Here is a 12887-nt window from a genome sequence, read left to right as displayed (position 1 = left end):
GGGAGAAACGACAAGGCGGCGATGGAACGTCCGGCCCGAGGGTGGACGTCCCGGCATTCCTTACGGCGTCAGCGTCCCGCCGTCCTTCACTTTTTGCAGCAGAGGGACAGTCGCGTTGACGATCAGGTCGCCCCAGACCTTGTAGCTGGCCGGCGTCGCGTGAATGCCGTCGATGGTCTGGACCGTGCCCGGCTTCATCAGGGCGGTGCCGTCGATATAGGCGCAGGGCGCGACCTCGCCCTTCAGGAAAGCGGCCATTTCGGTCGCGCGCGCGTCCGTCTTGCCATAGCGCGGGCTGTACTGGCCCCAGGTCGGACCGACCCAGATGCACGCGGTCTTGCCGATCGTGTAGGTCAGGGTCTTGACCTGCTGGTCGACCCATTCCCTGGAAAACGACTCCTGGCCGTACGACGCCATCGTGTCGCCCAGCACCACCATGACGACATTCGGATGCCATTTGTCGATGAGCGAGGCGATCGGCGGCGGGGATGCCGGCTGCATGTTCGGCGGCCCCAGCGGTTCGTCATCCACCCGCTGGGCGGCGCCGCAGCCGTTGTTGGGGTTGGGCACGACCCAGTCCGCCGCCTGCGACGAACAGACGCCATAGGCCACGACCCTGGCGCCCTGCCGGGTCAGCTCATCCGGCAGGATGGATAGAAGCGAGTCCTTGAACGTCACATGGCTGTCGCCGACGATCAGCAATGTCAGACCCGCGAGAAGGGCACTCATACTCAACTCTCCTGATTACATATACCGGCGAACCGCGTCCCCCGGGCGGAAGGGCCTGCCGTCATGGATCCCCGGTCAGGTCGGTGCGACCTACCCTGCGGCGCGACCGGGCCCGCAGCCAGCGCCATACCACCAGCGCCAGCAGCCCGGCCCCGAGCAGCCCGACAAGATACAGCACGACGGGATTGCCGCCGAAATACCAGTCCGGCCACATCCAGAACGGCAGCGACCCGACCGTATAGAGCGGGGCCGTGCGGTAGCTGGTGATTTCGTCGCCGTTCTTGAGCGTCAGGTCGCCCTGGATCAGCGGGGTGACGTGCCGGTCGTGCAACGCCAGGATGACATCCTGCAGGCGCTGCGGCGTATCGCCCAGGACCGCGACGACCGAGCGGTCGGCGGCGAAGGGAGACTGCGCCCCGATCAGCAGCCCCGCCCCCGCGATCGGCGTGTTCAGGTTCGCCGAAACCCCGTTCCGCAGGCCGGTGTGATCGCGGTCCTGGAACAGGTGCCATATGCTCTGCAGCCCGATATGCTGCCCGACCGTGATCCGCCCGTCGGCGACGACGTACGGCGAACGCGACAGCAGCGGCTCGGCGCCGTACAGGCGATCGGCCGGCGACAGCAGGACGATATCGCCCGACGGCGGATGGCTGGCCATCTCGTCGGTATAGGCAAGATGAACCCCGGTCGCCGGAAACCAGGTCGACGCGCCGAAGAAGCCCATCAGGTCGAAATAGGCCGATGCCGTCCCGACATCCGGATTGCGCGGCATGACGATCGTCGTCTCGGACAGATCCGCCATCCGCGAGAAGGGAAAGGCCACCCCGGTGAAATAGGACAGGTTCGGCAGGGTGGTGAAATGACGTGCCCGGCGGAAATCGAACGTGGAATCGGAATCGACGCTCATGCGGATATCGGCGGGCACCCGCCGGCAGGCGCCCCGGTCGATCGGACGCGCGTCGAAATCGAATTGCAGTTGGTTCTGCCCGAAGATCAGCCACGCCGGCAGCGCCGTCCTATGGCCGATGGCGCCCGTATGCGGGTCCATCAGCCGCCGCGACCATCGCTCCCACGTGCTGGGCGGCATCAGGGAATAGCTTTGCAGGTAGTTGTCGTTGACGCGGACATCCAGTCGCGACGTCTCCAGGTCCACGATCGGGCCGCCGGGCGCGCGGACCCATAGGTCCATCATGAAGGGACGATGACGCCAGGTATAAAGGTCGGGCGGCAGATGGAACGGCACCGTCAGTTCGGTCGGCACGAAGCCGCCGGCCTGCAGGTCGCTCGCCGGCACCAGTTCGCCGAAGCGCACCGGCCGGTCGGTGGGGATGAAGGCCGGCGCGTCATAGGGTTTGCGCGGCGTCATCGTGACGTCCGTCACGACCTTGGACCCGACCGCCCCCAGCGTGTCCGGCGACAGGACCATCGTCCGCGCCGCGATCCCGACCTCGCGCGCGTCGCGTCCGGTGACCACCAGCACCGTTCCCCAGCGATCGTGGGGGTTGGGAATTTCCGCAAGGGTCGGCCCCACGGGCGGCTGGCCGTCCGGTCCGACCGGCAGGTTCTCGCCGATCTCGATCGCGTTGCCCGCCGCCGGGATATCCGCCGTCACCGGGAAGGACACGCCCCGGAAATCCGCCAGCTTTCCGAACCAGGACGCGATCACGCCGCCGGCGAGCAGGCTGCCGCTGGACGTCGAAGGCAGCACGACCGGGACACGCAGGGTCGAACGCAGGTTGGGGTCGAAGAACGGGGCCGGCAGGTGCGCCAGCGTCCGTTCGGGCGCGATCCGGACCGTGGTCAGCGTAAGCCGCGACAGGTCGGAGATCCGCGCCCACAGGACCTCGTTATACAGATCGTTGCAGTCCCGCCGATATTCGCCGGCGAAATGGAAATTCAGCGTGTTCTTGCCGGCGAAGTACAACGGATTGACGTCGAACGTCAGCGGTCCGAATTCCGGATGCTCGGGATCGACCTTGATCGTCCCGATATATTGTTCGTTCAGCGTGACGGTGACGGCGCTGGCCTCGGGCAGCAGCGACGGCGACAGCGCGCCGGACAATGTAAGCTGTGCATGGGTCACCACACGGTTGAACGGCACGGCGATGGTCAGGCCCTGCAGCGGACTATACCCCCGCAACGTCAACGGGCCGTTCACGGCGCCCAGGTCGCGGAACGACAGGGTGTTGGTCACCTCGACATCCGATACCCGGTCGGCCGCAGCCTGGTCGATCGCGGGCGGCGCCACGGGCGCGGCGTCCCCCGCATTGGCGTCGTCGATCGGCAGGCCGGCCTGCGTCGCGGGGGACGTCAGGACCGGGGGCGTCAGGGGTGGGGGCGTCTGCGCCATGGCGACGCTCATCCCCGTCGCTGCAATGCCAGACGCGATCATGAAAGAGGTAACCACCCCGCTGCGGGCGGCACGTCGCGCAGGTTGCAGCACCAGGCTTCTCTTTTCCAATTTTTCTTCCTTGGCAGTGACGGCGGCGGCCGCCTTGTCCGTAGCGGGGATCGGACGCCCCTCATAGGTCGCCCCGGGCTTGAACAGGCCGATTACGCTTTTCAGAATGATGTAAAAGCTTCGGATCGGGTAATCCGGGGCATAATTCGCCCATTCCGCCCAGGCATCGTGACGGCCGAACACCATGGCGACGACCTGCCGTTCATCGTGCAGGCCGTCCATAACCCACTGCGCGTGCAGCAGCCCATCGCGCTGGCGCAGGATCTGCGCGGGCACCGACACCTCGATCCCGTCCTGTTCATTGCGATAACCGACGATAACCTCCATCGGCCCGCTCAACGGCGCGGTCCAGGGAGATTTCATGCCGAAACCGCCCATCGAGATATCGGTGGTCTGCGTGGGCCACACCTGCCCCGACGCGGTGGTGACCGTAATCGGCAGGTTCGCCCTGATGCGATGCTGTCGACGGGTCTGGCGCGTTTCACGACCGACCGAAATGGACGCCAGCACGATGAACAGGCTGAATGCGCCCCACACCATGTTCAGCAGCAGGGATTGAAAGGCCAGAGGATCCAGATGCTGCCAGATGGCGCTTACGATCCCGCGCACCAGCGACAGGCCCAGGACGACCGCAAGAATGACGTTCGGATATACCGCGTCGAAATCCAGAAACTCCTTGTCGAGCAATACGCCCTTGGCCGTGACGTTGAAGCGTCCGCGCCGTGGCAGCAGCAGGGTCATGACCGTCAGGCGGACCAGGAACAGGGCCAGCGACGTCTCGTAGATCTCGCTCCAGAAGGAGTAGCGCCAGCGCCCTTCGAGCCGGGACAGGGTCGTGAGCGAATGCGCGATATGGGGTATCGCATAGACCAGGATATCCAGCGGCGACGCCGCGAAGACGTTCAGCCCCAGAACCAGGAAGGCCATGGGCGCAAGCAGGAAAATAACCCGTGGAATCGCAAAGAGAAAATGCAGTGTCGCGGAAAGATAGCACAGCCGCTGTTCCCAGCGGAGGCCGTGTCCCGTCAGTGGGTTGTCGATACGCATGATCTGCAGCATGCCGCGCGCCCAGCGCATGCGCTGCCCGATGTGGAAGATCAGGCGTTCGGTCGCCAGCCCGCCCGCCAGCGCCTCGCGCAGATAGGCGGTGCTCCAGCCACGGCGCTGCATCTTGAGCGACGTGTGGGCATCCTCGGTCACGGTTTCCGTGGCGAAACCACCGATGCTCAGAATCGCGCTGCGCCGGATCACGGCGCAGGACCCGCAGAAAAAGGTCGCGTCCCAGAAATCGTTGCCGTCCTGGATCAGGCCATAGAACATGTTTCCTTCGGGGGGCACTTCCTCGGCCGCCGTCAGGTTCCGCTTGAACGGATCGGAGGAGTAGAAATGATGTGGCGTCTGCAGCATCGCCATCTTGGGATCGGCAACCAGCCATCCCACCGTTTTCTTCAGGAATCCGCGGGTCGGCACGTGGTCGCAATCGAAAACGACCATCATTTCGCCGTCGGTGACGCCGACGGCGTGATTCAGATTGCCGGCCTTGGCGTGGCTGTTGTCGGGCCGGGCGATGTAGCCCACGCCGGCCTCCAGCGCGAAATCGTGAAACTGGCGGCGCCGGCCATCGTCGAGGATATAGATGTTCAGCTTGTCGGCGGGCCAGTCGAGGTCCTGCGACGCCAGCACCGTGGAACGCACCAGCGTCAGATCTTCCTCATAGGTCGGGATATAGACGTCGATCGTGGGCCAGCTGGCCTGATCGGCCGGCAACGGATACGAAAGGCGCCGCAAAGGCCACACCATCTGGAAGTAGCTCAGGCACAACATCAGCAGGGCGTATATTTCGGACAGCAGCAGCAGGATGGACAGGATCGACTGGAGCCAGTTTCCCAGCACGATCGTCGTGTTCAGCCGCCAGGCCATGTACCGCATGGACACAAGCAGCGACAGCGCCATGAGGAAGCAGCTCGCGGCGCGCCCTTTCCAGCGATTGACGAGCAGCATCAGGCTGATGGTCCCGATGGACAGCAACCCCTGCTGATACGACGTCAGCTCGACACCACCCACGAGAAGCATCATGCCCACGCCGATGCCCGCGACGAGCAGCGACACGAACGGAGACCTGAGAAAGGTCTCCGACTTCGCAAGCATGTTTTCCATATTCCTGTCATGCATGGCAGTCGCTCGTTCCGCACCCGTCAGGAGGCATCCCTGGCAGGAAGCCCCCTCAATCCCACATGAATGCGCCGTTCGTCATCCGCGTCCAGCCTGCTGCACCCACATGGGATCGCCCCGGTCGTCCGGCTTCAAGAACGTCACCACAAACCATTTTTACGCCTGTCGACCAGGGGGCGCAGACCCCGTATCGTCCAGGCCCCACACAAGCTTCATGTCCAACAGTGCCCCGATGACGGGGCCAGCGCAGCCACACCTCGGCTATATGTCGCGCATGTACCCCATTTTGACATTGCCCCCGCAATGAACCATCAACTTATATGGCAATAAATCTACAAATCAAATAAAAGAATAGCCCCATATGGGGCTGGACGGCCGGTCATAAATGAAATATAAATTTTGGGGGTTTTTATAGAAATTATTCCCGACGGTTCCAGCGCGGGCAATACCGGAGGCGCCGCGACTGAACCACGCCGGGCTCCCTGAAGGCGGATCTGGTTAGCCAGGCTTCCATCACAGGCTTTTGATCGACAGCGGAAACTGTTCTCGCCTCTGCCGGCGTGAAGGAACGGTGCGCCGCGCCAACGGATGAGTCGGGCCTTGCCGCCGGACGCCATCGCACAATCCATGACCTTGCTGCCTGTAGGCCTGCCCTCCTACGCCGGGCGTGGATGATCCGGACCATTGGCATCAGGATTGAGAGTGATAATCATGTCCATTATCATACTGATATATCTATGCTTTGTAATTTACAGAGCATCGGGGGGGTGCGATAAACGCAGGATCGCAACCTCCCCCATGAGATAGAGAAGGCAGCGCCCATGCCGATCAAGGACCCGCAGGTCATCGAGCACCTGAACATCCAGCTCACCAACGAGCTGACGGCGATCAACCAGTATTTCCTGCATGCCCGCACCCTGAACCATTGGGGCGTGACCCTGCTGGGCAAGAAGGAATACGAGGAATCGATCGAGGAGATGCGCCACGCCGACTGGCTGATCGAGCGCATCCTCTATCTGGGCGGCCTGCCGAACGTGCAGCGGCTGAACACCATCCTGGTGGGCCAGAACGTCCAGGAGATCCTGGAATGCGATCTCAAGCTCGAGGAAAAGGCGCTGGTCGACCTGCGCGAGGGCATCGCCTATTGCGAGAGCGTGCGTGATTATGTGTCGCGCGACCTCCTGCTGAAGATCCTCGAGAACGAAGAAGAGCATGAGGATTTCCTCGACCGTCAGTTCGACCTCATCAAGCTGGTCGGGATTGAACGCTACATCCACCTGAACTCGGCCCCCGCTCCCGACCAGAGCTGATTTCCACAAGGGGAGGGACGCCAGGGCTTCCGGCGTCCCCGCCCCGGCAAGGCAGCCCGTGACAGTCCTTGCGCGCGCCCTGCATACGAACAAAGCTGGCGCCATCGGTCACAACCGAAACGAATTCCGGTTTCTTATTTCATCTCACCCCAGGAATTGGGAATGAGATAACGAAACATATAAGTTTTACACAATTCAATATTACTTTCCGGAACCCTGCCATAGAGACGTCCTTGCATCTGCAATGTTGCGAAGAACGGCGCATACTCTATGTCGGACGGAAGGATATAAAATGAAATCGGCTGGGTCCTTCGCCAGAAGGACGATTATCGTTTCCGGTCTCGTGACGATCACACCTGTTTCCGTCCATGCCGAGGCCCCGGCACATACGAAATCCATCGCCCGGTCGAAACCCGCCGTATCCCGCCCGGCCGCGATACATACCGCGTCACCGGAAGCCATCACCGTCAGCGCCAATGCCCACCGGCCGCGCCTGGCCTCGCACGCGGCCATGGGGGCCCTGGGATCCCGGTCCGAATTCGACACACCATTCTCGCTCAGCATCGTTTCGGCGGCCAAGGTCGAGCAGATGCAGGCGGCCGACATCAACGATGTGTTCCGTGCCGAGCCCGGCGTGCAGGAGAACTCCAACGGCGGCTCCACCGCCTCAGGCGCAAGCTTCCGCGTGCGCGGCCTCGATCTGGACTGGACCAACGGCTACAAGATCGACGGATTCGCCATTCCCTACTGGTTCATCGACCTGCCCATGGCGAATTTCGGGCAGTTCCAGTTGACGAAGGGCGCATCGGCGTTTCTCTACGGCTTCGGTTCGCCCGGCGCGGTACTGGATTTCCAGCTCAAGAAGCCGGTCGATGACCCGCGCCTGTCCGTAGAGGCCGGCTACCGCTCGGACGCCGCGTTCCGGCAGAGCATCGACGCCGGCGGTCCGATCGGAAAATCCGGCCGTGTGACTTATCGTTTTTCCGTCGGCAACGAAGTCGGCAACCAGTACAATGGCAGTTTCATCCGATCGACCTCGGTGTCGGCCGCAACCCGCGTCCGGATCACCGACGCGCTCGCATGGCATTTCGATTCTTTCTATCTCAACACGCTGCAGAAAGGCATGGTCAATGGCGTGAGCGTGGTCAGCGGCCTGACCTCGCTGACCCCGATCAGCGGCCGGGCGGAGCTTGGGGCCAGGGATTCGTGGAAGACCAATGACTTCAAGCATTTCAATACCGGCTTCGACTGGGATTTCGCGCCGCACTGGAATGCGAAACTCGTCTACGGATACACCCATCTCGACGAACGCTTCCCCTCGAACGCCATCACGTTTCTCAACGATCGTGGGGACTACCTGAACCGGCCGTTCCAGATGACCCGTGTCTTCACCTACCATCAGGTGCAGGAAACCACCGAAGGCACGTTCCACACCGGCCCCCTGCGGCACGACGTCGTAGCCGGCATCATGTGGCTGTATCAGAGGTTCGATGCCGACGCGAACGCGCAATATTACCAGCCGTACCAGTACGGCAATATTTTTACCTCACGCCCGACCAACACCAATGCACATTTCTATAACCCCAGGCTCTATAACTACATCGACTACACCCAGATCGCCCCGTTCTGGAGTGACACGATAAGCTGGCGCAAATGGTCCCTGCTGGCCGGCGCACGCTATACGGATTATTTTGAGGACGACTACGCCACCAACGGAAGCGGCCGCAAGACGGCGGCGCGCCACAACAACCCGGTCACCCCTGTCGTCTCGCTTTCTTATAAGCCCACGCCCGACATCAACGCCTATTTCAGCTACGTCGAGGCCATGCAGTCCGGCACCCAGGCCGCCGCGACCGCCCGGAATGCCTATCAGGTCTTCAGCCCCATGCGTAGCCAGGAATACGAACTGGGCGTGAAAGTCCAGAAATCGCGCTGGAGCGGCACCCTGGCCCTCTACCGGCTCGATACGATCGCGGCCTATGTCGATTCCAACAATGTGCAGCAGCAGGGCGGCCTGGTACGATATCAGGGTGTCGAGGCGGGGGGCGCGGTACAGGCCACACGCGACCTGCAACTGACCGGAAGCCTGACGTATCTGGACGCGCGCTACGGCGCCGGCACGCCCTATGATGGCAGGCGGGCCGAATCGACTTCACCCTTCGAGGCCAATTTCTCGGCAAATTATGTGATCCCGGCGGTAAAGGGCCTCAGCGTCAACGGCGGGCTGAACTGGGTGTCCGCCGGCTGGCTGAATCCGTCCAATACATTCCGGCTGCAATCATACATCATCGGCACGATCGGGGCGCAGTATGTCACACGCGTTCACCGCCACAGGCTGACCTTCCGGGCGGCGGTGGAGAACATCGGCAACGAACGCTACTGGGTCAGCCGGGGCGCGCTGCAGCTCTTCCCCGGCGCGCCGCGCACCGTGACCCTGAGCATGCGCTTCGACCTCTGAACGCCTGCCCGGCCACGATCAAGGCGTCTTTGAATGATGCTTTTTGATTTCTCATTCGGGGTCGGGACAGTTCACCCGTACACTCCGGGTCGAACGACGACACCCCCCGTCCGGAGCGCCGCCATGACCGCCTTCGCACATCCCCCACTCCGCCAGGCGTCACACGCCGTTTCCGCGGAGGAATGGGCTGTCCGCGTCGATCTCGCGGCCTTCTACCGGCTTGCCGCGCTGTATGGATGGGACGACCTGATCGCGACCCACATCTCCGCACGTGTGCCGGGGCCCGCGCACCATTTCCTGATAAATCCCTTCGGGCTGATGTTTGACGAAGTCACGGCATCGAGCCTGGTCAAGGTCGATCTGGACGGCAGGCTCGTGGGTGAAAACGCATACGGGATCAACTATGCGGGCTTCGTCATCCATTCCGCCATTCACGCGGCGCGGCCGGATGCCCTGTTCATCGCGCATTTCCATTCGCCCGACGGCATGGCGGTTTCCGCGCATGCCGAAGGGCTGCTGCCGCTCAACCAGCGGGCCCTGACGGTCATCCCGTCACTCAGCTATCACGATTACGAAGGCATCGCCCTCGAACTGGATGAACGCGAACGGCTGGTCGCCGATCTTGGCGAGACCAACTTCATGCTGCTGCGTAATCACGGCACGCTGGCGCTCGGCAGGACGGCCGGCGCGGCGTGGGGGCGCATCTATCAGCTCGAAAGCGCCTGCACCGCACAGGTCCGCACCCTGTCGATCGGCCGCGAAAACGTCCTGATCGCGCCGAAAGAGGCCCAGGACGCGGTGCGCCGGCAGGTGGGCCGCAAGCGCCTGCCGGTCGAGGGCGGCCGCGACATTCACGAACTGATCTGGGAGGCTTCCCTCCGCAAGGCCGCGCGCCTCTCTCCGGGCTTCGACGCCTGATGCGGGGCGCCCCCATGATCGTGAGCCGGCGGCACGCCCTCGGCCTTGCGGCGGGCGTGGGCCTGTCTGCCGCCGCAGCGCCGTTCCGTCGCGCCACGGCAGAGGACCTGACGCGTGCGACGCTGCGCGTGGCCGCGTTTCGCGGCATGGACCAGACCCTGCTGGCCGCGACGGGGCTGGATGATTTTCCCTATCGGGTGACGTTCAGCGAATTCAATTCCGGCAATCTGATCGCCCAGGCGATCAATGCCGACGCAATCGACCTGGGGATGTGGAGCGAAATCCCGATGGTCTTCGCCGCCAGCGCCGAGGCGCGGATCGCCGTCGTCGCCACCATGGAAGGCCCCACGACCGACCAGGCCCTGCTGGCGCCGACGGGCTCTGCGGCGCGATCGGTCGCGGACCTGCGCGGCAGGCGTGTCGGCTACATCAAGGCCACCACGGCGCATTACTTCCTGCTACGCATGCTGGCGCAACATGGCATGAGCTTCGCCGACATCCACCCCATCGCACTGGGCATGAGCGACGGGTTGACGGCCATGAAGGCGGGCAGCCTCGATGCCTGGGCCACCTACGGCTATGCCATCCAGACGCTGGAGGCGGACGGCACCGCCCGTATCCTGCAAAGTGCCGCCGATATCCTGTCGGGGCATTATTTCGTCGGCGCCAATCCGCGCGGGCTGGCCAACCCGGACTTCCGCGCCGCCGCCGCCGATTATATCCGCCGCCTCGGCAAAGCCTACGCCACCCTCGGCACGGACAAGCCGCGCTGGGCGCGCGCCGTCGCCCCGGTCATCAAGGTGCCGGAACCGCTGGTTCTGGCCTACCTCCAGAGCCAGAACCGCCCGTACGCCCCACGCGCCTGGCGGCAGGGCGACATAGCCGGCGCGCAATCCGTGGCCGACACCTTCGTCACGGCAGGCGTCCTGCCGCCCGGCACGCATGTCGGGGCCGTCTTTTCCCCGGCCCTGACACCCCTCCTTCCCGCATAACCCCAACCGGCAGAAAGATTTCCTTGGGGGCTTGAGGCCCTGGCCCCCGATCATGGACCAGCGACTGGGATGAGTCGGTCAAGACACGCCCCATGAAAACGGGTTTGCGTTATCCATCGTGCACGCCAAGAGATTCGAGCAACACGCTCCGCAGATGCTCGAACCGGGGGTCGGCGTGGCGGCGGGGGCGATCCATCGGGATCGGCACATCCGTGCGGATGCGGCCGCGTTCCAGGACCACGGCGCGATCCGCCAGCAGCAGTGCCTCGTCGACATCATGCGTGACCAGCAGGACCGAGCACCGATGACGCGTCCACAGGTCCGAAACCAGCTGCTGCATTTTCAGGCGCGTCAGCGCATCCAGCGCGGCAAAGGGCTCGTCCAGCATCAGGAACGCGGGTTCGCGGACCAGGGCGCGGGCCAGCGCCGCGCGTTGCGCCTCCCCGCCCGACAGCGTCAGCGGCCAGGCGTCGATCCGATGCCCAAGCCCGACTTCCTCCAGCACGGCCACGGCGCGGTCGCGACGATCCGCCCCATCCTGGCCCAGCACCGTATTCTGCCAGACACGCTTCCAGGGCAGCAGACGGCTCTCCTGGAAAACAACGGAGACCTCGCGCGGGCGGGCGACCGATCCTTCTGTCACCGGGTCAAGACCCGCAAGCGTGCGGAGCAGGGTCGATTTTCCCGACCCGCTGTGCCCGAGCAGCGCCACGAACTCGCCCGGCGCAATGGCCAGATCGAGGCGATCGAGCACCGCCGGGCCGTCGCCGAACCTGCGGGTCAGACCATGCACGACGACCGCCGCGTCCCGTGACGCTGCGACCGCCCCCTGCGCCACCGGGGCAACCGCGTTCATGCCGACCTCGCGATACGATGCGACGGCCGCCAGGACAGCAGCGTCGTCTCCAGAAACCGCACGATCTGGTCGGACGCCAGGCCAAGCAGCCCATAGATCACCAAACCGACGAGAATAATGTCGGTACGCAGGAAATCCTCGGCATCCATCATCATGTGGCCGATCCCGCTGTCGGCGTTCACCTGCTCGGCCACCACCAGCATCAGCCACGAGATCCCGACGGCAAAGCGCAGCCCGACCAGAAGGTCCGGCAGCGCGCCGGGCAGGATCACGTCGCGGATGGTGCGCGCCCGCGACAGGCCGAGCGTGCGGGCCATCTCCAGCAGCTTCGGGTCGATGGAGCGGATGCCCTTGTGCAGGTTGAGATAGATCGGGAAGCTCGACCCCAGCGCCACGAGCGCGATCTTCGGCGTCTCGCCGATGCCGAACCAGAGAATGAACAGCGGCACCAGCGCCAGCGCCGGCAGGGTCCGCAGAATCTGCAACGGCGCGTCCACGATATCCTCGCCCAGACGCGACAGGCCCGAAATCAGCGCCAGCCCCACCCCCGCGACGAAGGCGATCGCCAGGCCCGAGCCGGCACGCGCCAGCGACACCGCCAGGTTGGTCTGCAAACTGCCGTCCCGCGTCAGCGACCAGCCCGTTGCGACGATCTGGGCCGGGGACGCCACCAGCCGCGTGGACAGAAACCCCGTCGAACACGCCGCCTGCCACAGCAGCACCAGGAAGAAGGGCGAGGCATAGCGCGTGAGCACGCCCAGCCTCGGCCGCCAGGCGGAGCGCGGGACTGCCCTGGCCGCCACCGGGGATGCGGTCCGGATGAGAGTTCCTGACATGTCCGCCATTCCTTCCTTCATGGGCCTTCGATGGGTGTACGCCGGAGTTTCACCCGATTCCGCCCACCTGTCAGGTAAATATTATTCATACCACAATTCAACGTGATTTAATTGTATTCCACGGTCTTCGCGGGCACGCTGCCGCTCCCTGACAG

General features: G+C 64.0%; 8 protein-coding genes. 4 read left to right on the top strand and 4 right to left on the bottom strand.

Annotated features, from left to right (window positions below):
* Positions 1-60: 60 nt before the first annotated feature.
* Both HLH21_RS03060 and bcsA read right to left on the bottom strand, forming a co-directional pair.
* Positions 61-729, bottom strand: coding sequence for an SGNH/GDSL hydrolase family protein (locus HLH21_RS03060; protein ID WP_182941105.1), 669 nt, complete (start codon positions 727-729; stop codon positions 61-63).
* Between the two features lie 61 nt (positions 730-790).
* A complete protein-coding gene (gene bcsA, locus HLH21_RS03055) occupies positions 791-5338 on the bottom strand; it encodes a UDP-forming cellulose synthase catalytic subunit (protein WP_246379116.1) in 4548 nt (1515 codons plus the stop codon).
* Positions 5339-6183: 845 nt separating this feature from the next.
* Between bcsA and bfr the strand changes: the two genes are divergently transcribed.
* The 4 genes from bfr to HLH21_RS03035 all read left to right on the top strand — a co-directional run bounded on the left by bfr (position 6184) and on the right by HLH21_RS03035 (position 11040).
* A complete protein-coding gene (bfr, locus tag HLH21_RS03050; RefSeq protein ID WP_182941100.1) occupies positions 6184-6672 on the top strand; it encodes a bacterioferritin in 489 nt (162 codons plus the stop codon).
* A gap of 343 nt (positions 6673-7015) precedes the next feature.
* Complete coding sequence (locus HLH21_RS03045) at positions 7016-9130, top strand: TonB-dependent siderophore receptor (RefSeq protein WP_264811887.1); 2115 nt, start codon at positions 7016-7018, stop codon at positions 9128-9130.
* A 123-nt stretch (positions 9131-9253) separates the two neighbouring features.
* A complete protein-coding gene (locus HLH21_RS03040) occupies positions 9254-10048 on the top strand; it encodes a class II aldolase/adducin family protein (RefSeq protein ID WP_182941094.1) in 795 nt (264 codons plus the stop codon).
* Positions 10049-10062: 14 nt separating this feature from the next.
* Positions 10063-11040: an ABC transporter substrate-binding protein gene (locus tag HLH21_RS03035; protein WP_246379114.1), complete on the top strand. Its 978-nt coding sequence runs from the start codon at positions 10063-10065 to the stop codon at positions 11038-11040.
* 109 nt (positions 11041-11149) lie between these two features.
* Here HLH21_RS03035 and HLH21_RS03030 read toward each other — a convergent pair whose 3' ends face one another.
* Together HLH21_RS03030 and HLH21_RS03025 are read right to left on the bottom strand one after the other, a co-directional pair.
* Positions 11150-11896, bottom strand: coding sequence for an ABC transporter ATP-binding protein (locus HLH21_RS03030; RefSeq protein WP_182941088.1), 747 nt, complete (start codon positions 11894-11896; stop codon positions 11150-11152).
* Positions 11893-12732: an ABC transporter permease gene (locus HLH21_RS03025; RefSeq protein ID WP_182941085.1), complete on the bottom strand. Its 840-nt coding sequence runs from the start codon at positions 12730-12732 to the stop codon at positions 11893-11895. Before HLH21_RS03025 ends, HLH21_RS03030 begins: the two co-directional genes overlap by 4 nt.
* Positions 12733-12887: the final 155 nt, after the last annotated feature.

Origin of the sequence: Gluconacetobacter johannae (assembly GCF_014174305.1) — a bacterium.
GTDB lineage: Bacteria > Pseudomonadota > Alphaproteobacteria > Acetobacterales > Acetobacteraceae > Gluconacetobacter > Gluconacetobacter johannae.
This window is presented reverse-complemented; position numbering and strand designations above follow the sequence as displayed.

Excerpts from the sequence above, each read along its gene's own strand:
- HLH21_RS03060 (WP_182941105.1), bottom strand. The coding sequence starts at position 729 with ATGAGTGCCCTTCTCGCGGGTCTGACATTGCTGATCGTCGGCGACAGC.
- HLH21_RS03035 (WP_246379114.1), top strand. The coding sequence starts at position 10,063 with ATGATCGTGAGCCGGCGGCACGCCCTCGGCCTTGCGGCGGGCGTGGGC.
- HLH21_RS03030 (WP_182941088.1), bottom strand. The coding sequence starts at position 11,896 with ATGAACGCGGTTGCCCCGGTGGCGCAGGGGGCGGTCGCAGCGTCACGG.
- bcsA (WP_246379116.1), bottom strand. The coding sequence starts at position 5,338 with ATGCTTGCGAAGTCGGAGACCTTTCTCAGGTCTCCGTTCGTGTCGCTG.
- bfr (WP_182941100.1), top strand. The coding sequence starts at position 6,184 with ATGCCGATCAAGGACCCGCAGGTCATCGAGCACCTGAACATCCAGCTC.
- HLH21_RS03040 (WP_182941094.1), top strand. The coding sequence starts at position 9,254 with ATGACCGCCTTCGCACATCCCCCACTCCGCCAGGCGTCACACGCCGTT.
- HLH21_RS03025 (WP_182941085.1), bottom strand. The coding sequence starts at position 12,732 with ATGTCAGGAACTCTCATCCGGACCGCATCCCCGGTGGCGGCCAGGGCA.